Origin of the sequence: Bradyrhizobium retamae, assembly GCF_001440415.1 — a bacterium.
GTDB classification, from domain to species: Bacteria; Pseudomonadota; Alphaproteobacteria; order Rhizobiales; family Xanthobacteraceae; genus Bradyrhizobium; species Bradyrhizobium retamae.
On sequence record NZ_LLYA01000181.1, the window covers coordinates 1 to 20,175 of the forward strand.

Annotated in this window: 19 protein-coding genes; 14 read left to right on the top strand and 5 right to left on the bottom strand. The window is 62.1% G+C overall.

Annotated elements, in window-relative coordinates:
• Window positions 1–50 precede the first annotated feature (50 nt).
• From CQ13_RS29150 to gntR, 4 genes are all read right to left on the bottom strand, one after another.
• On the bottom strand, window positions 51–797 hold the full coding sequence (locus CQ13_RS29150) for an SDR family NAD(P)-dependent oxidoreductase (RefSeq protein ID WP_057846275.1): 747 nt from the start codon (window positions 795–797) through the stop codon (window positions 51–53).
• 26 nt (window positions 798–823) lie between these two features.
• Entirely contained in the window at window positions 824–1,555 is a 732-nt protein-coding gene (locus CQ13_RS29155) for an SDR family oxidoreductase (protein WP_057846522.1), read from the bottom strand.
• Window positions 1,556–1,674: 119 nt separating this feature from the next.
• Window positions 1,675–3,495, bottom strand: coding sequence for an IlvD/Edd family dehydratase (locus CQ13_RS29160; RefSeq protein ID WP_057846276.1), 1,821 nt, complete (start codon window positions 3,493–3,495; stop codon window positions 1,675–1,677).
• Between the two features lie 160 nt (window positions 3,496–3,655).
• On the bottom strand, window positions 3,656–4,714 hold the full coding sequence (gene gntR / locus CQ13_RS29165; RefSeq protein ID WP_057846277.1) for an HTH-type transcriptional regulator GntR: 1,059 nt from the start codon (window positions 4,712–4,714) through the stop codon (window positions 3,656–3,658).
• A 193-nt stretch (window positions 4,715–4,907) separates the two neighbouring features.
• Between gntR and CQ13_RS29170 the strand changes: the two genes are divergently transcribed.
• The 14 genes from CQ13_RS29170 (at window position 4,908) to CQ13_RS29235 (ending at window position 18,869) form a co-directional block, all read left to right on the top strand.
• Window positions 4,908–5,975 carry an ABC transporter ATP-binding protein gene (locus CQ13_RS29170; RefSeq protein WP_057846278.1) on the top strand — a complete coding sequence of 356 codons (1,068 nt, stop codon included), beginning with the start codon at window positions 4,908–4,910 and terminating at the stop codon, window positions 5,973–5,975.
• A 57-nt stretch (window positions 5,976–6,032) separates the two neighbouring features.
• On the top strand, window positions 6,033–7,352 hold the full coding sequence (locus tag CQ13_RS29175; protein ID WP_057846279.1) for an ABC transporter substrate-binding protein: 1,320 nt from the start codon (window positions 6,033–6,035) through the stop codon (window positions 7,350–7,352).
• 121 nt (window positions 7,353–7,473) lie between these two features.
• Window positions 7,474–8,433, top strand: a complete 960-nt coding sequence (locus CQ13_RS29180) for a carbohydrate ABC transporter permease (protein ID WP_057846280.1) — start codon at window positions 7,474–7,476, stop codon at window positions 8,431–8,433.
• A complete protein-coding gene (locus CQ13_RS29185; RefSeq protein ID WP_057846281.1) occupies window positions 8,426–9,361 on the top strand; it encodes a carbohydrate ABC transporter permease in 936 nt (311 codons plus the stop codon). The genes CQ13_RS29180 and CQ13_RS29185 overlap by 8 nt, the downstream gene beginning before the upstream one ends.
• A gap of 188 nt (window positions 9,362–9,549) precedes the next feature.
• Entirely contained in the window at window positions 9,550–10,533 is a 984-nt protein-coding gene (gene denD, locus CQ13_RS29190; protein WP_057846282.1) for a D-erythronate dehydrogenase, read from the top strand.
• A gap of 33 nt (window positions 10,534–10,566) precedes the next feature.
• A complete protein-coding gene (locus tag CQ13_RS29195; RefSeq protein ID WP_057846283.1) occupies window positions 10,567–11,520 on the top strand; it encodes a sugar kinase in 954 nt (317 codons plus the stop codon).
• Window positions 11,517–12,167: a bifunctional 4-hydroxy-2-oxoglutarate aldolase/2-dehydro-3-deoxy-phosphogluconate aldolase gene (gene eda / locus CQ13_RS29200; protein ID WP_057846284.1), complete on the top strand. Its 651-nt coding sequence runs from the start codon at window positions 11,517–11,519 to the stop codon at window positions 12,165–12,167. Before CQ13_RS29195 ends, eda begins: the two co-directional genes overlap by 4 nt.
• Before the next feature lie 56 nt (window positions 12,168–12,223).
• Window positions 12,224–13,393 (top strand): acetyl-CoA acetyltransferase, encoded by a 1,170-nt coding sequence (locus CQ13_RS29205; RefSeq protein WP_057846285.1) that lies wholly within the window; start codon window positions 12,224–12,226, stop codon window positions 13,391–13,393.
• Between the two features lie 190 nt (window positions 13,394–13,583).
• Window positions 13,584–13,784 (top strand): hypothetical protein, encoded by a 201-nt coding sequence (locus CQ13_RS29210; RefSeq protein WP_057846286.1) that lies wholly within the window; start codon window positions 13,584–13,586, stop codon window positions 13,782–13,784.
• 148 nt (window positions 13,785–13,932) lie between these two features.
• Window positions 13,933–15,135: a CaiB/BaiF CoA transferase family protein gene (locus CQ13_RS29215; RefSeq protein ID WP_057846287.1), complete on the top strand. Its 1,203-nt coding sequence runs from the start codon at window positions 13,933–13,935 to the stop codon at window positions 15,133–15,135.
• 9 nt (window positions 15,136–15,144) lie between these two features.
• Entirely contained in the window at window positions 15,145–16,311 is a 1,167-nt protein-coding gene (locus CQ13_RS29220) for an acyl-CoA dehydrogenase family protein (protein WP_057846288.1), read from the top strand.
• A gap of 13 nt (window positions 16,312–16,324) precedes the next feature.
• Window positions 16,325–17,461, top strand: coding sequence for a thiolase family protein (locus tag CQ13_RS29225; protein WP_057846289.1), 1,137 nt, complete (start codon window positions 16,325–16,327; stop codon window positions 17,459–17,461).
• Window positions 17,458–17,817 carry a Zn-ribbon domain-containing OB-fold protein gene (locus CQ13_RS29230; protein WP_057846290.1) on the top strand — a complete coding sequence of 120 codons (360 nt, stop codon included), beginning with the start codon at window positions 17,458–17,460 and terminating at the stop codon, window positions 17,815–17,817. Before CQ13_RS29225 ends, CQ13_RS29230 begins: the two co-directional genes overlap by 4 nt.
• Before the next feature lie 524 nt (window positions 17,818–18,341).
• On the top strand, window positions 18,342–18,869 hold the full coding sequence (locus tag CQ13_RS29235; RefSeq protein ID WP_057846291.1) for a carboxymuconolactone decarboxylase family protein: 528 nt from the start codon (window positions 18,342–18,344) through the stop codon (window positions 18,867–18,869).
• 29 nt (window positions 18,870–18,898) lie between these two features.
• Here CQ13_RS29235 and CQ13_RS29240 read toward each other — a convergent pair whose 3' ends face one another.
• On the bottom strand, window positions 18,899–20,155 hold the full coding sequence (locus CQ13_RS29240; protein ID WP_057846292.1) for an Hsp70 family protein: 1,257 nt from the start codon (window positions 20,153–20,155) through the stop codon (window positions 18,899–18,901).
• Window positions 20,156–20,175 lie beyond the last annotated feature (20 nt).

Sequence of the window (20,175 nt, forward strand, 5' to 3'; positions counted from 1 at the left end):
AGCTTGAATCACAACCAAGCCCGGATGAGAATCCTGAATCCCAACAGACCCTAGTACGTCGCGCGGCCGCCGGAGATATCGAACACTGCGCCCGTCGAGAACGCGCAATCCTCCGACGCCAGCCACGCCACCATCGCCGCGAGTTCTTCCACCAGCACAAACCGTCCCTTCGGAATCTTCGACAGCATGAAATCGATGTGTTGCTGCGTCAGTTGGTCGAAGATCGCGGTTTTCGCCGCCGCCGGCGTCACCGCGTTGACGAGGATGTCGTGCTGCGCGAGTTCCTTGCCGAGCGACTTGGTCAGCGCGATCAGGCCGGCCTTCGAGGCCGAATAATGCGCCGCGTTGGGATTGCCTTCCTTGCCGGCGATCGAGGCGATGTTGACGATGCGGCCGTATTTTTGCTGGAGCATCGCAGGCACTACCACCTTGCAGCAGATGAAGGGGCCGTCGAGATTGATGCGCAGTACCTTGCGCCATTCCTCAAGGTCGGTCTCCCAGACCGTCTTGTTGACGCCGGCGATGCCGGCATTGTTGACGAGGATGTCGATCCTGCCGAGCGCCTTCAGCGTTTCGTCGCGGGTCTTCTCGACAGCGGTGGGGTCGGAGACATCGACCTTGAAGGCGGATACGGCCGGGCCGATTTCCTTGGCGGTTCTTTCCGCGAGCGGCAGGTCAAAATCCCAGATCGCGACCTTCGCACCCGATGCGACGAAGCGTTCGGTGATCGCGCGCCCAAAACCCTGCGCCCCGCCGGTGACAACGGCGCAACGGCCGTTCAGATCGATCTTGTTCATGCTGGGAGCCTTTGACAGCGTGGACGTCAGAGCATGTAGCCGCCATCGACGACGAGGTCGACACCGGTGGTGAACGCGGCTTCGTCGCTCGCAAGATAGATCGCCATGGCCGCGATTTCCTCTGCGGTGCCCAGCCGCCCCATCTTCTGGCGAGCGATGAACATCTCTTTGCCCTGCGGGCCGACGGCCGCGGCGCGGTCGAGCATCGAGGGTGTCTCCACGGTGCCGGGGCAGATGCTGTTGCAGCGGATGCCCTGGGTGATGAAGTCGAGCGCAACCGCGCGCGTGAGCAACGAAACCGCCGCCTTGGACGCACTGTAGACATAACGGTTCGCCGGTGGCCTCAACGCCGCGCAAGACGAGATGTTGACGATGCTGCCGCCTCCGCCCGCCAGCATCGCCGGCAGAAACGCCTTGATGGTCCGGTGCATGGATTTGACGTTGAGGTCGAACGAGAAGTCCCAGTCCTCTTCCGAACAGTCCAGGATGGTTCCGTGGTGCACGAAGCCCGCCGCGTTGAGCAGGATGTCGACCTTTCCAATGCGCTTGGCGAAGGCGTCGACCTCGGCGGTGCTGCGAACGTCAAGTCGTGCCGTCTCGGCGACGCCTTCCTTGCCCAGGGTGGCGATGCCGCTTTCATTGATGTCGGTGGCGATTACCGTGGCGCCTTCGCGCGCGAATGCTATTGCGCATGCCCGGCCGATGCCCGCCGCTGCGGCGGTGACAACAGCGCGCTTTCCCTTCAGTCGATCTGACATGTTTTTCTTTTCCTCTTTTTCTTCATCATCATTGCGAGGAGCGATAGCGACGAAGCAATCCATTTTTTCCTGCGCGGAGGCATGGATTGCTTCGCTTCGCTCGCAATGACGGCGCTCACCTAATGATTGTCCCGCGCCACGCCGACCGTGCCGGCGATATTCTGATAACGCGTGGCGAGCTCCATGCAGGCGCCGGTAGCCTGCTGCCCGACGGTCGAGCGGTAGAGCTCCTGCCATGGCGTCTGGTGGGCCGGGTAGGGGAAGCCGCCCTTGTCCTTCAACTCGGCGCGGCGCTTCTTCAATTCATCGATCGAGATCAGGATGTTGGCATCGCCCGTGTTGAGGTCGATGCGAACCTTGTCGCCGGTTCGCAAGATCGCCAGTCCGCCATCGGCGGCGGCCTCGGGTGAGGCGTTGAGGATCGAGGGCGAACCCGAGGTGCCGGACTGCCTTCCGTCGCCGATGCAGGGCAGCGAAAGAATGCCGCGTTTGATCAGCGCCGCCGGCGGCTGCATGTTGACGACCTCGGCGCCGCCGGGATAGCCGATCGGCCCGGCGCCGCGGATGAACAGCACGCAGTGCTCGTCGATAGCGAGCGAGGGATCGTCGATCCGGTCGTGATAATCCTCCGGTCCCTCGAACACGATGGCGCGTCCCTCGAACGCATTCGGGTCTTTCGGATTGATCAAATAGCGGTCGCGGAATTCCTTTGAAATCACGCTCGTCTTCATGATTGCGGAATCGAACAGGTTGCCGCGCAGCACCAGGAAGCCCGCATCTTTCACCAGCGGCTTGTCGTAGCTCCAGATCACGTCGCCGTCGGGCTTTGGCGCCTCGCGGCAGTTCTCGCCGATAGTGCGGCCGTTGACCGTGACGGCGTCTTCGTGGATGCGCTTGTGCGCCATCAATTCGCGCACCACCGCCGGCACGCCGCCGGCGCGATGGTATTCCTCGCCGAGATAGAAGCCGGCCGGCTGCATGTTCACCAAGAGCGGGATGTCATGGCCATGTTTCTGCCAGTCGTCGATCGAGAGCTCGACGCCGATATGCCGCGCCAGCGCGTTGATGTGGATCGGCGCGTTGGTCGAGCCGCCGATCGCCGAATTCACCACGATGCAGTTCTCGAACGCCTTGCGGGTCAGGATGTCGGAGGGCTTGAGATCCTCCCAAACCATTTCGACGATTCGTTTGCCCGTCTCATAGGCGATCTGGCCCCGCTCGCGATGCGGCGCCGGGATCGCCGCGCAGCCGGGCAGCGACATGCCGAGCGCTTCCGCCAGCGAGTTCATGGTCGAGGCGGTGCCCATGGTGTTGCAATGGCCGACCGACGGCGTTGAGGACGCCACCAGTTCGATGAACCCGTTGTAGTCGATCTCGCCGGCGGCAAGCATCTCGCGGGCTTTCCAGACGATGGTGCCCGAGCCGGTGCGCTCGCCGTTGTGCCAGCCGTTCAGCATCGGACCGCCCGACAGCACGATCGCGGGTAGATTGACGGTCGCCGCCGCCATCAGGCAGGCCGGCGTGGTCTTGTCGCAGCCGGTGGTCAGCACCACGCCGTCGAGGGGATAGCCGAACAGGATTTCGACCAGGCCGAGATAGGCGAGGTTGCGGTCGAGCGCCGCCGTCGGCCGCTTGCCGGTCTCCTGGATCGGATGCGTTGGGAATTCCATGGCGATGCCGCCGGCCGCGCGAATGCCCTCGCGCACGCGATGCGCCAGTTCGAGATGGTGGCGGTTGCAGGGGGAGAGGTCATTGCCGGTCTGGGCGATGCCGATGATCGGCTTGCCGGATTGCAATTCCTCCCGGGTCAGGCCGTAATTGAGATAGCGCTCGAGATAGAGCGCCGTCATTCCCGGATTATGTGGATTATCGAACCACTCGAGGGAACGTAGTCTTCGGCCCTTGCCGTTGGTGGCAGTCTTGTTGTCGTTCTTTTTCATTGGTTCCTCCCGCACTGCAAGCTCATGGGCGGCTAAAATCACGGCGGCGATTGCACCATGCTGAAAATTTCATCCGCTGCAACGCGCCTTCGCCCGTGTGCTACTGAGCAACCGATCTTAGTTCGGGCCAAAAGATAGCGCTACCATTTTCTATCCGCGCTCAATCTATGCCCACAGACCCGGCCATTACGGTGCTTTGTCGCGTTGAGCTTTCACGGACCACCAACTGAAAGCCAAGGTCGAGCACCGGCGTCTGGGGACGACGGCCCTCGATCGCGTCGATCACCATGGTGACGGCGTGCCGTCCCATTTCATAGCGATTGGTTCGCACGCTGGTGATCGAGGGGACCGCGGCGGCGGTGAATTCCAGGTCGTTGAAGCCGACAATGGCCAAGTCACGGGGAATCGATATCTGCCGACGCTGGCATTCGAAGAGAACGCCGAGCGCGAGATCGTCGTTGACGCAGAAGACCGCGTCGATATCGGGCGTCTGGGCAAGGAGGTCGGCGAACAGCGTTCCGCCAAGCGTGACGGTCGTGGGTACGGAAGTCGTGACGATGAGGTTCGGGTCGAACAGCGAGGCCGCTTTCATGGCATCACGATACCCTTCGAACCGCCGCTGCACGCGGGGGTCCATTCGCGCACCGAGAAATCCGATGCGGCGGCGTCCCTGCTCGAGGATGTGCGAAATCGCCGCAGAAGCTGCATCGTAGTGCGAAAAGCCGACCATCATGTCGACAGGACTGTCGCCGATCTCCATGATCTGCGTGACCGGGCAATTCATCGACTCCAGGATCGTGCGCGATTCCGCGGTTTGATTGATGCCGGTGACGATCAATCCCGCGGGCTTCTGCGCCCGAAACAGGCGCAGCAGTTTTTCCTCCTGCAGGATGCTGTAGCGCGTATTGGCAAGTTGAATGGTGTAGCGGCTACCTTCGGAGGAATCGTAGATGCCGCGCAACACATCGGCGAATACGTTGTTGGTGAGAGAAGGAATGACAACGCCGATGACTTCAGTACGGTGCGAGGCGAGGGCGCGCGCGGCGAGATTGGGTACGTAACCCAGTTCCTTCACGGCACTGTCGACGCGTTCCCGCTTGCTAAGCGACAGCGCTTCGGGGTTCCTGAAAAAACGTGATGCCGTGATTGGGCTGACGCCAGCGAGCTTGGCGACCTCGGTGAGGCGGATTTTGCCAGACTTTGTCTGTTTTCGTCCCATCTTGCGCTCATATCACAACAAATTAGACGTTTGAACAATTATTGACAGCGCTACCATCGGATTGCTAAAAGCCGCCAAACTGCGGATGATAATGACCGTTGAATTCGACTTCCGGCATTAGAGTCGAAAAGACAGCATGGCGTCGTCGCCCGTCTGTGGCGCCACAAAGCAGAAATTGAGGGGAGAGAGTTCGATGTCGTCGGTACAGATTCGCGACGTGCGCAAGTCGTTCGGAAACTTTGAAGTTTTGCACGGCGTGTCGATTCCGATCGAGGATGGCGAGTTCGTCGTGCTCGTCGGCCCCTCCGGCTGTGGCAAGTCGACCCTGCTGCGGATGCTCGCAGGCCTCGAAAACATCACCTCCGGCACGATTTCGATCGGCGATCGCGTGGTCAACAATGTCCAGCCCAAAGAGCGCGACATTGCCATGGTGTTCCAGAACTACGCGCTCTATCCGCACATGACGGTCGCCGACAATATGGGCTTTTCGCTCAAGCTGCGCGGCGCCAAGCCCGAGGAAATCTCGACCGGCGTCAAGCGCGCCGCGGAAATCCTGGCGCTGACCCCGTTGCTCGATCGCTATCCCCGGCAATTGTCGGGCGGTCAGCGCCAGCGCGTCGCCATGGGCCGCGCCATCGTGCGCGACCCGCAAGTATTCCTGTTCGACGAGCCCTTGTCCAACCTCGACGCGAAGCTTCGCGTGGCGATGCGCACTGAGATCAAGGAACTGCACCAGCGGCTCAAAACCACGACGGTCTACGTTACCCACGACCAGATCGAGGCCATGACCATGGCCGACAAGATCGTGGTGATGCATGACGGTATCGTCGAGCAGATGGGCACACCGCTCGAACTCTACGACACCCCGGCCAACCAGTTCGTCGCGGGCTTCATCGGCTCGCCGGCAATGAATTTCCTTAAAGGCAAGGTGAAGTCGAACGGCGTCGCCGGCTTCGAAGGCCCGAACGGCGTCAAGCTGCCGCTGAAAACGGCGCCCGCCAATTCGGAAGGCCAGCCGGCGGTCTATGGCGTGCGGCCCGAGCATTTCACCATCGCCGATGACGGCGCCGAAGCCGAGATCGTCGTGGTCGAGCCGACCGGTTCGGAAACCCAGGTCTTCGCCAAGCTTGGCGGAGAGCAGATAGTCGCCGTGTTCCGCGAGCGGCATCAATTCAGTCCGGGCGACAAGGTCCGGCTCAAGCCGGATCCGGCGCTCGTGCACCTGTTCGACGAGACGACCGGCAAGCGACTGAATGGCTGAGCGATAACTAAAAGTGGCTGAGCAATAACCAAAAAATATTCAAAGGGAGGATGGACTATGCAAGACTTTACCCGCCGCTCTCTGCTGCAGGGTGGCACCGCGCTGGCGGCGGCCGGCGCGCTGACCGGACCCGCACTGCTCGATTTCGCCAAGGCCTGGGCGCAAGCTTCGCCGTGGAAGGCGGAGCAGGGCGCCAAGCTCACCGTGATGCGCTGGAAGCGCTTCGTGCCGGCGGAGGACGATGCATTCAACGCGATGGTCGCCGCGTTCAAGACTGCGACCGGCACCGAAATGAACGTGTTCTCGGAGTCATTCGAGGACGTGCAGCCGAAGGCGTCCGTTGCCGCCAACACCGGCTCGGGCCTCGACCTCGCCTGGGGTCTGCACACGCTGCCGCAACTGTTCCCGGCGCAGGTGCTGCAGATGAACGACGTTGCCGACTATCTCGGCAAGAAATATGGCGGCTGGACCGATGCGGCGGCGGTGACCTGCAAGCAAGGCAACAATTGGCTCGGCATTCCCGTCGCGACCATCGGCGGCTACATGACCTACCGCAAATCGTCGATGGAAAAGGCTGGTTTCAAGGAATTCCCGAAGGACTTCCCGGGTTTCCTCGAGATGTGCAAGGCACTGAAGAAGAACAACACGCCGGCCGGCTTCCCGCTCGGCCACGCCTCGGGCGACGCCAACGCCTGGCTGCACTGGATCCTCTGGGGTCACGGCGCCTACACCGTCGACAAGGACAACAAGGTCATCATCAACTCGCCCGAGACGGTGAAGGCGCTCGAATACTGCAAGGCGCTGTCCGAGACATTCATTCCGGGCGTCGCGTCTTGGAACGACTCGTCGAACAACAAGGCGTTCCTGGCCGGCGAACTGCATTGCACCGCCAACGGCATCTCGATCTATGTCGCGGCAAAGGACGATGCGAGCAAAAAGGAACTCACGGAAGACACCTATCATGCGCTGTGGCCGGTCGGTCCGATCGGGAAACCGACCGAACTGCAGCTCGTCGTTCCGATTCTGGCGTTCAAGTTCACCAAATATCCGAACGCGGCAAAAGCCTTCGTCGCCTTCATGCTGGAGAAGGAAAACTATGACAAGTGGCTGATGGGTGCGCGCGGGTATCTCACCCACACGCTCAATGCCTACGACAACTCGCCGGTCTGGACGGCCGACCCGAAGAACCAGGTGTTCAGCCAGGCCAGCAAGCGCGCGCTGCCCGCGTCCGGCATCGGCACGCCGGGCGAGAAGGCGGCGACTGCGATCGCCGACTTCCTGGTGGTCGACATGTTCGCCAACTACGCAACCGGCGCCAAGGATGCCAAGACGGCGATCGCGGAAGCCGAACGGCAATTGAAGCGCATCTATCGCTGATGAACCGGAGCGGACGGCGGGTGCCGCCGTCCGCTCCGTCAATACAGGCGTGATCCGGAAAGCGGGGGACGGCTTTCCGGCAAATCACGCGCAGCAAGAAGCAGTAATTGGGACATCAGGCATGGCTGACATCGCAATCGCGCCACGACGCGCCAAGACGGAGATCCGCGAGGCCAGCGCGTGGGACCAACTCAAGCACAACCGTAACTGGCTGGGCTTCTGGTTCATGGTGCCGGCGCTGGCCTTCCTGATCTTCTTTCTGGCCTATCCGCTTGGCCTCGGTATCTGGCTTTCATTCACGGATACCCGTATCGGCCGGGTCGGGCAGTATGTCGGGACCGAGAATTACGAATGGCTGTGGGATGACGCGATCTTCTGGCTGTCGGTATTCAACACGCTTCTCTACACGTTTGTCGCGAGCGCCATCAAATTCGGAATAGGGCTCTATCTGGCGCTGCTGTTGAACGAGAACATGCCGTTCAAGGCGATGCTGCGCGCGCTGGTGCTGATCCCCTTCATCGTGCCGACAGTGCTGTCGGCGCTGGCATTCTGGTGGATCTTTGATTCACAATTCTCGATCATCTCGTGGTCGCTGAAGCAGATGGGGCTGATCACCGAGAACATCAATTTCCTCGGCGACACGACCTGGGCCCGTATCTGCGTAATCTTCGCCAATATCTGGCGCGGCGTGCCGTTCGTCGCGATCACGCTGCTCGCCGGCCTGCAGACCGTGCAGCCGTCGCTCTATGAGGCCGCGACGCTCGATGGCGCGTCGCGCTGGCAGATGTTCCGCTTCATCACCTATCCGCTTTTGACGCCGATCATCGCCGTCGTGATGACATTCTCGGTGCTGTTCACCTTCACCGACTTCCAGTTGATCTGGGCGATGACGCGGGGCGGTCCGGTCAATGCCACGCATCTGATGGCGACCCTGTCGTATCAGCGCGCAATCATCGCGGGTCAGTTGGGCGAGGGCGCGGCGATCTCGAGCGCGATGATCCCGTTCCTCCTCGCCGCCATCATGGTATCTTGGTTCGGCCTGCAGCGCCGCAAGTGGCAGCAAGGGGAAAACAATGACTGATCTCCCCACCTCACGGATCGATCTCAAGGCCGTCCTGCATAGCTCGGCGCCAACCATCGCGAAGGACGATCACAGCGAAGGCATGAGCTATCTGCAGTCGGTGCCGCGCCGGCTGGTGACGCTCTATCTGCCGTTGTCGATCATCGTCATCGTGCTGCTGTTCCCGTTCTACTGGATGGGCCTGACGGCGATCAAACCGGACGAGCAGTTGCTCGATCTCGACAAGTACAATCCGTTCTGGACGTGGAATCCGACCTTCAAGCACTTCTACAAGCTCCTGTTCGAGAGCCACTATCCGATGTGGCTCTGGAACACGATGTATGTCGCGGTTTGCGCCACCATCCTGTCGATCATCGCCAGCGTGCTCGCGGCCTATGCCATCGTCCGGTTACGCTACAAGGGCGCCAATATGGTTGGCGGCCTGATCTTCCTGGCCTATCTGGTGCCGCCGTCGATCCTGTTCATTCCGCTGGCCACCGTCGTGTTCCAGTACGGCCTGTTCGACTCGCCGATGGCGTTGATCCTGACCTATCCGACCATCCTGATCCCGTTCTCGACCTGGCTGCTGATGGGCTACTTCAAAACCATCCCGTTCGAGCTGGAGGAATGCGCGCTGATCGACGGTGCCAGCCGTTGGCAGATCCTGATCAAAATCGTGCTGCCGCTGGCGATTCCCGGACTGATCTCGGCGTTCATCTTCTGCTTCACGCTGTGCTGGAACGAGTTCATCTATGCGCTGACGTTCCTGCAATCGACCTCCAACAAGACGGTGCCGGTCGCAATCGTCAACGAATTCGTCGATGGCGACATCTATCGCTGGGGCTCGCTGATGGCGGGTGCGCTGGCGGGCTCCTTGCCGCTGGTCATCCTTTACGCCTTCTTCGTCGAGCACTATGTGTCGGCCATGACGGGAGCCGTGAAAGAGTGAGCGCGTAAGGTCCGCATCAAGAAATAGCAAAACTATCGCTGTCGTCCCTGCGAAAGCAGGGACCCATAACCACCGGCAGCAATGGTTGAGTCGAAGCCGTCAACCATCCCATCTTGATTGCATCGGCCGCGGCGTATGGGTCCCGGCTCAAGGCCGGGACGACCAAGTATGAAGAGGGAGTAGGGGTCTTGCACATTTTGATTCTCGGCGCCGCCGGCATGGTGGGCCGCAAGCTGACCGAACGGTTGCTGCGCGACGGCCGCCTCGGCAAGCACGACATCACCCGAATGACGCTGCAGGACGTGGTGGCGCCCACCAAGCCCAACGCGTCGATTCCGATTCAAGTCGTGGCTTCCGATTTTGCCGATCCCGGAGCGGCGGAGCCGCTGATCGCGCATCGACCGGACGTGATCTTTCATCTCGCCGCGATCGTTTCCGGCGAGGCCGAGGCCGAATTCGACAAGGGCTACCGGATCAATCTCGACGGCACGCGATACCTGATCGATGCCATCCGCCACGCCGGCGGCGGCTACAAGCCGCGGCTGGTGTTCACGTCCTCGATCGCAGTGTTCGGCGCACCTTTCCCGGAAAAGATCGGCGATGAATTCTTCCATACCCCGCTAACGAGCTATGGCACGCAGAAGTCGATCTGCGAACTCCTGATCAACGATTACACCCGCAAGGGCCTGCTCGACGGCATCTCGATCCGCCTGCCGACGATCTGCGTGCGGCCGGGCAAACCGAACAAGGCGGCCTCCGGCTTCTTCTCCAACATCATTCGCGAGCCGCTCGCCGGCGAGGAGGCCGTGTTGCCGGTCTCCGAAGACGTGCGGCACTGGCACGCCTCGCCGAAATCAGCGGTGAACTTTCTGGTCCACGCCGGCACCATGGATCTCGACGCGATGGGGCCGCGGCGTAACCTCAGCATGCCCGGCATGTCGGTGACGGTCGGCGAACAAATCGCGGCGCTCGATCGCGTCGCCGGCAAGAACGTCACCGCGCGCATCAAGCGCGTGCCCGATCAGACCATCATCAGTATCGTCTCTGGCTGGCCGCGCGATTTTTCCACCGACCGCGCACTCAAGCTCGGCTTCACCACCGCGGAAAAGACGTTCGACGACATTATCCGGATCCATATCGAGGATGAGCTCGGCGGCAAGTTCGCGGCCTGAGTTGATTGCACGCCAGTTCACGCGAATGCGGTCATGAGCAAGGTAGCCTGCATCGGCGAGTGTATGGTCGAGCTGAAACAGGCCGAAGGGGCTGAGGCTGGCCTGTATTCGCGCGGCTACGGCGGCGATACGCTCAATACCGCCGTCTATCTCGCGCGCCTCGGCGCCGGCGCCGATTATATCACGGCGCTCGGCGACGATAGACTTAGCGATGAGATGATAGCAGGCTGGGCCGCGGAGGGTGTCGGGACGGCGCACGTGGTTCGGCTGCCCGCCAAACTGCCGGGTCTCTACATGATCGAGACCGACGACAAGGGCGAACGCCGGTTCTTTCACTGGCGCGATAGCGCCGCCGCGCGCAGTCTTATGGATTTGCCGGAGACGCCGGAGATCCTTGATGCGCTCGCCAGCTACGATGTCATCTATCTCTCGGCCATTACACTGTCGCTCTACAGCCCGGAGGGACGGGCGCGGCTGTTTGCGGCTCTCAACCGCGCGCGCGACAATGGGGCGCGCTTCGCGTTCGACACCAATTTTCGTGCACGCGGCTGGCCCGATCTGGATGTTGCGCGCTCCGTTTTTCAAGAGGCCTTCACGGCTGCCGATATCGTGCTGGCTTCCACGGAGGATTTGCTGCCGCTCTATCCGGGCGTTACCAACGAAGCCTTGCTGGCCCGGATTCCCGGCGCCGAGGTGGTGTTGAAGCTCTCGGAGCCGGCGAGCATCGTGCGTCTGGAAGGTGTTCCTTATCCGATCAAGGCCAAGCCGGTGGAGGCGCCCGTCGTCGATACCACGGCGGCCGGCGACAGTTTTGCCGCCGCCTATGTCGCCGCGCGTCTTGCCGGCGCGGATCCGCTTGAAGCTGCGCGGGCCGGGCATCGTCTGGCCGGCGTTGTGGTATGCCATCCCGGGGCAATCATCCCGCGTGCGGAGATGCCGTCCGGCCTCATCCCGAACCACGTTCATTCTCGCAAGGCATCGCCATGACTGCAGCCACAAGGCAGGAACAGCTCGCCACGATCTTCAAGTCCGCGACGGTGATCCCGGTGCTCACCATCGAGCGGCTGGAAGACGCGGTGCCGCTCGCTCGTGCGCTGGTGGCAGGTGGGGTGCGTGTGCTGGAAGTCACCTTGCGGACGCCGGCCGCCGCGGATGCCGCCAAGGCCATGATCGCCGAGGTGCCGGAGGCCATCGTCGGTATCGGCACGATCCTGAACGCCGACGACTTGGCGCGGGCGCGCGCGCTCGGGGCCAAATTCGGTATCAGTCCGGGCGCGACGCCGGGGCTGTTGAAAGCCGCCGCCGCGAGCGACCTGCCATTTGCCCCGGGGATCGCGACCGCTTCCGAACTGATGCAGGCGCTGGCGGCCGGCTTCAACATCGTTAAATTCTTCCCAGCGGAACAGTCCGGTGGGATCAAGGCACTTCGGGCCCTGGCCGGGCCGTTCCCGAATGTCAGGGTTTGCCCGACTGGCGGCATCGGGGAGGCCAATGCAGCCTCCTGGCTGGCCGAACCAAATGTCGTGGCGGTTGGCGGGTCCTGGCTCTGCCCCCCCGCCGATATCCGATCCGGGAACTGGCCCGGCATAACCGCCATGTCCGCGCGGGCGATGAAATCGCTGAAACCGGCGTGAAGTCTGTTCCCCGATAGGCTACAAAAGCCTTCAGAACCGGAATAGGGAGAACGACCATGACAGCCAGCATCGTCGGATGGGCACACACGCCGTTCGGCAAGTTCGACGCGGAAACCGTCGAGAGCCTCGTGGTCAAGGTTGCGACCGATGCGCTTGCCGACGCCGGCATGTCGGCCGAAGACGTCGACGAGATCGTGCTCGGGCATTTCAATGCCGGCTTCTCGCCACAAGATTTTACCGCCTCGCTTGTGCTGCAGGCCGACCCGAAACTGCGCTTCAAGCCGGCTACGCGGGTCGAAAATGCCTGCGCCACCGGCTCGGCGGCGGTGCACCAGGGTATCCGGGCTATCGCCTCGGGCGCCGCCAGGATCGTGCTGGTGGTCGGCGTCGAGCAAATGACGCGAACGCCATCGGCCGATATCGGACGCTACCTCCTGAAAGCGTCCTATCTGCCCGAGGATGGCGATACCGTTGGCGGCTTTGCCGGTGTGTTCGGCAAAATCGCGCAAAGCTATTTCCAGAAATACGGCGACCAGTCGGACGCGCTGGCGATGATCGCGGCCAAGAACCACAAGAACGGCGTCGCCAATCCCTATGCGCAGATGCGCAAGGATTTTGGCTTCGAGTTCTGCCGCGCCGAGAGCGAGAAGAACCCCTATGTCGCCGGCCCCCTGAAGCGCACCGACTGCTCGCTGGTGTCGGACGGCGCGGCAGCGTTGGTGCTGACGGATTCCGAAACTGCCAAGACGATGGGCAAGGCGGTGAACTTCCGCGCCACTGCGCACGCGCAGGATTTCCTGCCGATGTCCAAGCGCGACATCCTGCAGTTCGAAGGTTGCACGGTGGCTTGGCAGCGCGCGCTGGCGCAGGCCGGCGTTCAACTCTCGGATCTCTCGTTTGTCGAAACCCACGACTGCTTCACCGTCGCCGAACTGATCGAATATGAAGCGATGGGCCTGACGCCGCGCGGGCAGGGCGCCCGCGCCATCAAAGAGGGCTGGACCCAGAAGGACGGCAAGCTGCCGGTCAATCCGTCCGGCGGCCTGAAGGCCAAGGGTCACCCGATCGGCGCCACCGGTGTTTCCATGCATGTGATGACCGCGATGCAGCTCGTCGGCCAGGCGCCCGAGGGCATGCAGCTCAACAATCCAAAACTTGCCGGCATCTTCAATATGGGCGGCGCGGCGGTGGCGAACTACGTCTCCGTGCTGGAGCCCGCGAAGTAGGCGTTTGCATCATGCCGACACGGATTGGGCATCGGCAGCATTCCGCAGGGTGGGCAAAAGCGCGCTTGCGCGTTGCCCACCATGAGTGCCGAGAGATGAGGCTGGTGGGCACGCGGAGCCGGTCATCGGGCGCGCATTCGCGCGACCCAGTGGCTTTGCCCACCCTACAAAATCGTCCGGAGCGTGCATTATGAGCAACGAACGTTCGATGTCAGAGGCAGAACTGAACAACCGGATCAGGATTCTGGAAGACAACATCCGCCAGTTGATCGAACAGGCTGCCGCGGCCTCCGGCGAACGGAACGAAGCGCGCATCGCCGATCGGCTCAGTCAGCAGAATGAAGAGCTGGAACGGCTGACCCGGGAACGCGACGCCAGGGCCAAGAAGTAATTATCGAGTAGCCATCGAAGAAATAGCTGCTATCGCGCATACGCCCATACGCTGGGCGCGCCTTGATCTTCGTAAGCGCCTGCCGTTACTTGGTTCCCAGACAATAATGCGGGCCGGAAATGGCCGCATATCGGGAGCAAGCTGAGCCATGGGACCATTGGCGGGCATCAAGGTCATCGACATGACGACCGTGCTGATGGGGCCCTATGCCACCCAGATGCTCGGCGATTACGGCGCTGACGTCATCAAGGTGGAATCGCTCGACGGCGACGTGACGCGGCAGATCGGGCCGACCCGTCATCCCGGCATGGGGCCGGTGTTCCTCAACACCAACCGCAGCAAGCGCTCGATCTGCCTCGATTTGAAGAAGCCGGTGGGGCGTGACGCCGTGCTGCGGCTGATCAAATCCGCCGACGTGCTGGTTTACAATGTGCGGCCGCAGGCAATGGCGCGGCTAAACCTCGGCTACGACGTGGTCGCGAAAATCAATCCGCGCCTGATCTACGCCGGCGTATTCGGCTTCGGCCAGGATGGGCCCTATGCAGCAAAACCTGCCTATGACGATCTGATCCAGGGCGCGACTGCACTGCCGGCGCTGATGGCGCAGACCGCCGATGGCGTGCCGCGCTATGTCCCCAATGCGCTGGTCGACCGTATCGTCGGGCTCACCGCGGTGGGCGCGATTTGCGCCAGTATCGTCGATCGTAACCGGACCGGGCGCGGCCAGCGCGTCGATATTCCGATGTTCGAAACCATGGCCGGTTTCGTGATGGGCGACCACATGGGCGGACTCACCTATGAGCCGCCGCTCGACAAGGGCGGCTATGCCCGGCACCTGTCGCCGGACCGCCGGCCCTACAAGACCTCCGACGGCTATATCTGCGTCATCGTCTACAACGACAAGCAGTGGCAGAACTTCTTCGATGCAACCGGGCGCGACGACCTTCGCGTCCATCCGAAATTTGCGACCTTTGCCGGCCGCGCCTCCAATATCGACGCTGTCTATGCCGAGCTGGCGCGCATCCTCGAGACCAAAACCACCGCCGAATGGTCGGCTATCCTGGAGAAGGCCGACGTGCCGGTCATGCCGATGCATGATCTCGAGAGCCTGCTCGGCGATCCCCACATCGTGGCGACCGATTTCTTCCCGGTCGTCGATCATCCAACCGAGGGCCGCATCCGCAACATGAGGCCATCGGCGAGATTTTCCGAAACGCCGATTGAGACGAAGCGGCTGGCGCCGCGCCTCAGCGAGCACAGCGCCGAAATTCTCGGCGAAGCGGGTTTTTCAGCGGACGAAATTACCGCTTTGGTGCGCGATGGTGTCACCAAGGCCGTGCCAAACCCATAGGACGGACACATGGATTTCGCGCTATCCGCCAATCAGGAATCGATCCGCGACGCGGTCGGCAAAATCTGTTCGCGCTTCGACGATGCCTATTGGCTGAAGAAGGACAAGGAGGGCGGCTACCCCGCCGACTTCCACCGCGCGCTGGCGGATGCCGGCTGGCTCGGCATCTGCATCCCTGAGGAATATGGCGGGTCGGGGTTAGGCATCACTGACGCAGCAATCATGATGCGGACGATTGCGGAATCCGGGGCCGGCATGTCGGGTGCGTCCGCCGTGCACATGAACGTGTTCGGGCTCAATCCCGTCGTCGTGTTCGGCACCAAGGAGCAATGTACGCGCATGCTGCCGCCGATCATAGACGGCCGCGACAAATCCTGCTTTGCGGTGACCGAGCCCAACACCGGGCTCAACACCACGCAGTTGAAAACCCGAGCGGTGCGCAAGGGCGACAAATATGTCGTCAATGGCCAGAAGGTTTGGATTTCAACGGCACAAGTCGCCAACAGGATCCTGCTGCTGGCGCGCACCACGCCGCTGGAAGAGGTGAAGAACCCGACCCACGGTTTGAGCCTGTTCTATACGGATTTCGACAAGCAGCGCGTCACCGTGCACGAGATCGAGAAGATGGGCCGCAAGCCCGTCGATTCCAATGAACTGTTCTTCGAGAATTTTGAAATTCCGGTCGATGACCGCCTCGGCGAAGAGGGTCGTGGCTTCGAATATATCCTGCACGGCATGAACCCCGAGCGCATCCTGATCGCGGCGGAAGCGGTGGGTCTCGGCCAAGTCGCGCTGTCGCGGGCCGCGGCCTATGCGAAGAACCGTATCGTGTTCAATCGTCCGATTGGCATGAACCAGGGCATCCAGCACCCCTTAGCGAAGAACTGGATGGAACTGGAAGCTGCGTGGCTGATGGTGCTCTCGGCCGGCTGGCAATACGATCAGGGCATGCAGTGCGGTCCGGCCGCCAACGCCGCGAAATATCTCGCCGCCGAAGCCGGCTTCCACGCTTGCGAGCAGGCGGTGATGACGCACGGCGGTTTCGGCTACGCCAAGGAATATCATGTCGAGCGCTATTTGCGGGAATCCCTGATCCCGCGCATCGCGCCAATCAGCCCGCAGCTCATTCTCAGTTTTATTGCCGAGAAGGTGCTGGGGCTGCCGAAGTCGTATTGATGATGGAACAATTATGAGCTTCATCACCGGTGTCGGACTGACCTCCTATGGTAAGCACGAAGGCTCGTCCTCGCTCGATCTCATGAGCCAGGCGGCCGAGCTTGCCATCACCGACGCCGGGCTGAAGCGATCCGAGATCGACGGCGTTCTTTGCAGCTACTCGACAGTCTCGCCGCACATCATGCTCGCAACCGTGTTCGCCGAGCATTTTGGAATCCAGCCGTCCTACGCACATGCCGTCCAGGTCGGCGGCGCCACCGGGCTCGCCATGACGATGCTGGCGCATCATCTGGTCGACGCCGGCGTCGCGAGGCATATGCTTGTGGTCGGCGGCGAAAACCGGCTCACCGGCCAGAGCCGGGATGCCTCGATCCAGGCGCTGGCGCAGGTCGGCCACCCCAATTACGAGGTGCCGCTGGGGCCGACGATCCCCGCCTATTACGGCCTCGTCGCCTCGCGCTACATGCACGAATACGGCGTCACCGAGGAAGATCTCGCCGAGTTCGCGGTTCTGATGCGCGCCCACGCCCTGACCCATCCCGGTGCGCAGTTCCACGAACCAATCACCGTCGCCGACGTAATGGCCTCAAAGCCGGTGGCGATGCCGCTGAAGCTGCTGGATTGCTGCCCGGTGTCGGATGGCGGCGCGGCGTTCGTCGTCAGCCGCGAGCGCACCGGCTCGACCGGCATTCGCGTGCGTGGCTGCGCGCAGGCGCATACCCATCAGCACGTTACGGCCATGCCCGCTCTAAGCGAACTCGGTGCCGAGATCGCGGTCGCCAAGGCCAAGGCCGCATCCGGTCTCGCGATCTCGGACGTGCGTTACGCCGCCGTCTACGACAGTTTCACCATCACCCTGGCGATGCTGCTGGAAGATCTCGGCCTTGCCCGGCGCGGCGAGGCGGCCGCGCGCGTGCGGGCAGGGCATTTTGGCCGCAACGGCGCCATGCCACTCAACACCCATGGCGGGCTACTGAGCTACGGCCATTGCGGCGTCGGTGGCGCGATGGCGCATCTCGTCGAGACGTATCTGCAGATGACCGGGCGTGCCGGCCCCCGGCAGGTCCGCGATGCCTCGATCGCGCTGTTGCATGGCGATGGCGGCGTGCTGTCGTCACACGTCAGCATGTTCCTGGAGCGGGTGCGATGAACGAAAAACTCGCCGACTGGACCAAGGGCGCCGAGGCTATCGTCTATCAATCCTGCGGCGCCTGCGGGAAGGCGCAGTATTTTCACCGCAGCTTCTGCTCCGCCTGTGGCGCACCTGATCCGGTCGAGAAGCGCGCCAGCGGGAGAGCGATGGTCTATGCGACGTCGCTGGTCTGCCGCGCCGCGACGCCGGAAACCCGCGCCCACGTTCCCTACAATATCGTGCTGGTCGATGCGGCCGAGGGCTTTCGCATGATGGCCCATGGCGCCAATGATCTCGCGATCGGCGACAAAGTTACGGCGAGCTATCGGCTGTTTGCCGGAAGGTTGGTCCCGTATTTCGAGAAGACGAGGTGAGTGTCAGGCGCAATGCTCACGCAACGAAGCAACCCAGAATTACGCGGAACGGGTGAAAAATCTGAGTGCTTCGACGCGTCAACATTCAGTGCCAGTAGAACACAACGCTGGCGATGACGAGCATCGCTGTTACCGCCAGCATCTGCGCAAGCGCTTCCGAGGCCGCCTTCCTGGTGGCTTCCTTCATGCCTAACTCCCTAGACTCGGGCATGAGTCATCCTTGCCCGTGAAGGCTTGATGAGCTCAGTTTGGTTTTACTCGGAACACCCCGCGACGAGTATTCGCTCCTTTGAGTCCCCACTCAGCGAATATCGACAGTGCTGAGAATCGACCAGCATTGAGGCGGCAATTTGGCTCGCTCGCAGCCGGTTTGTGCACGAGAAAGGGAGTTTTTTGGAGTGTGTTTGACGGCTTGAGCGTAGGCCCAACCTGCGACCGTAACGTTTCGACGGTTGATCGGCTCCCTGCTGCGGTGCATGATCTCTCTGTCAGCAAATCAGAAAATCCAAAGCCCAAGGTGACGAATGGCCCGCATCGAATATAGCGATCCTGCCAAGCACAACGATCGCACCCGCGAACTGCTCGGCAAAAACCGCAATGCGAACATCTTCCGGATGATGGCGCACTCGCCGAGCTACCTCGAACAATACTGCCGGTTGGGCGGGGCCATCAGGCACAAGGGCGAACTGGACCCGATCGTGCGCGAGCTCGCCATCACCCGCACCGGCATCTTGTGCGAGGCGCCTTACGAGATCGTCGCCCATAAGCGTATTGGCAAGAACGTCGGCGTGACAGACGAGCAGAACGAGGCGCTGGAAAACTGGGAAGCGGCGACCTGCTTCAACGACGTGCAGCGCGCCGCGCTCGCCTTCACCGACGAGATCGTCAGGCGTCACAAGCCGACGGACGCAACTTTCCACGCGATTGCCACCAAGCTGACGCCGGCCGCATTGGTCGAACTGCAGCTTTCGGTCGGCTTCTACATCATGACGTCGAAATTTCTGGAAACCTTTGCCATCGACATGCAGCCGGTGACGGAAGTGGTGGGGTGAGCGGCGGCTGGATCCGCGAACCGCTGGTCTCAATTCGCAGGGCCGTATCGCCGCAGCGCCTCCAGCGTCAGTCCCTTGCCGACGGCGCCGAAGATGTCGCCTTCGACGACGCGGGCCGACGGCACGGCCTGGATGATCGCCTTGTGGACATGGGCGAGTTTTACCGAGCCGCCGGTCAGGAACACGGAGTCGATATCTTCCGCGGCTAGTCCCGCCTGAACGAGGCAGTTCCTGATACGTGCCGCGATGCGATCGGCCAACTGCCTGGTATGGTTGACGAGATCGGGGCGGCCGATGTTGGCGCTGAGACCGGGGACAACCCACTCCAGCGGAATGTCCGCCCCCCGCTTCTCGGACAGGGCGATCTTGGCATCCTCGACTTCCATTGCCAGCGTATGGCCGCGCTGCTCGTAGACCACGCGGATCAGCCGGTCGAGAAGTTCCGGCTCGGCCGCCTGCTGCCGTACCTGGCGGATATCGGCCATCACGCGCGGCTCATACATGCGGTTGATGTTCGACCAGGTGGCGAGGTCGTGAAAATAACTCGAGGGCACGTCGAGCCCGGCGCGCTTCATGGCGCTGCGGAATCCGAACAGCGGCATCACCACGCCGAGACTGAGCTGGCGGTCGAAATCGGTGCCACCGATGCGGACGCCATCATTGGCGAGAATATCGGCTGTACGATCGGCCTTGCCGTGGCGTTCGGGACCCAGCCGCACGATCGAAAAGTCCGATGTGCCGCCGCCGATATCGGCGATCAATGCCAGTTCCTCGGAGGTGATTTGCCGCTCAGAGTCCAGCGCCGCCGCAATCGGTTCGAATTGAAACGTGACCTCCTCGAAACCGATCCCCTGCGCAATCGATCGCAAGGTTTGCTCCGCCCCGCGATCGGCGTCCGGCGCATTATCGACGAAATGCACGGGACGGCCATGGACGACATGGCGCAGTTGGCGGCCGGTAGCCTGTTCCGCGCGTCGTTTGACTGCGCCGAGGTAATAGGCAATCACATCGCGGAAGCTGACCCGCGCTCGGCCCAGCCGGGTGGTTTCCTCGATCAGCGAGGTACCGAGCACCGATTTGAGGCTCCGCATCAGGCGGCCGGCCGTGCCTTCGACATAGGCTTCGATGGCCCTGCGGCCGATCAGCACGCCGCCATCCGCCTCATAGAAGATCGCGCTGGGAATCGTGCTGTGCGCCGCTTCCAACGCCACCAGAACCGGCGCCCGGCCTTCCATGGTGCCGAGCGTCGTGTTCGACGTTCCGAAATCAAGACCGCAGATCGACATGGGAGCTCCGGGAGGGAGCG

Bases quoted from the DNA above. Each gene is read 5' to 3' on its own strand.
- CQ13_RS29150 (WP_057846275.1), bottom strand. From the start codon at position 797: ATGAACAAGATCGATCTGAACGGCCGTTGCGCCGTTGTCACCGGCGGG.
- CQ13_RS29155 (WP_057846522.1), bottom strand. From the start codon at position 1,555: ATGTCAGATCGACTGAAGGGAAAGCGCGCTGTTGTCACCGCCGCAGCG.
- CQ13_RS29160 (WP_057846276.1), bottom strand. From the start codon at position 3,495: ATGAAAAAGAACGACAACAAGACTGCCACCAACGGCAAGGGCCGAAGA.
- gntR (WP_057846277.1), bottom strand. From the start codon at position 4,714: ATGGGACGAAAACAGACAAAGTCTGGCAAAATCCGCCTCACCGAGGTC.
- CQ13_RS29170 (WP_057846278.1), top strand. From the start codon at position 4,908: ATGTCGTCGGTACAGATTCGCGACGTGCGCAAGTCGTTCGGAAACTTT.
- CQ13_RS29175 (WP_057846279.1), top strand. From the start codon at position 6,033: ATGCAAGACTTTACCCGCCGCTCTCTGCTGCAGGGTGGCACCGCGCTG.
- CQ13_RS29180 (WP_057846280.1), top strand. From the start codon at position 7,474: ATGGCTGACATCGCAATCGCGCCACGACGCGCCAAGACGGAGATCCGC.
- CQ13_RS29185 (WP_057846281.1), top strand. From the start codon at position 8,426: ATGACTGATCTCCCCACCTCACGGATCGATCTCAAGGCCGTCCTGCAT.
- CQ13_RS29195 (WP_057846283.1), top strand. From the start codon at position 10,567: ATGAGCAAGGTAGCCTGCATCGGCGAGTGTATGGTCGAGCTGAAACAG.
- eda (WP_057846284.1), top strand. From the start codon at position 11,517: ATGACTGCAGCCACAAGGCAGGAACAGCTCGCCACGATCTTCAAGTCC.
- CQ13_RS29205 (WP_057846285.1), top strand. From the start codon at position 12,224: ATGACAGCCAGCATCGTCGGATGGGCACACACGCCGTTCGGCAAGTTC.
- CQ13_RS29210 (WP_057846286.1), top strand. From the start codon at position 13,584: ATGAGCAACGAACGTTCGATGTCAGAGGCAGAACTGAACAACCGGATC.
- CQ13_RS29215 (WP_057846287.1), top strand. From the start codon at position 13,933: ATGGGACCATTGGCGGGCATCAAGGTCATCGACATGACGACCGTGCTG.
- CQ13_RS29220 (WP_057846288.1), top strand. From the start codon at position 15,145: ATGGATTTCGCGCTATCCGCCAATCAGGAATCGATCCGCGACGCGGTC.
- CQ13_RS29225 (WP_057846289.1), top strand. From the start codon at position 16,325: ATGAGCTTCATCACCGGTGTCGGACTGACCTCCTATGGTAAGCACGAA.
- CQ13_RS29230 (WP_057846290.1), top strand. From the start codon at position 17,458: ATGAACGAAAAACTCGCCGACTGGACCAAGGGCGCCGAGGCTATCGTC.
- CQ13_RS29235 (WP_057846291.1), top strand. From the start codon at position 18,342: ATGGCCCGCATCGAATATAGCGATCCTGCCAAGCACAACGATCGCACC.
- CQ13_RS29240 (WP_057846292.1), bottom strand. From the start codon at position 20,155: ATGTCGATCTGCGGTCTTGATTTCGGAACGTCGAACACGACGCTCGGC.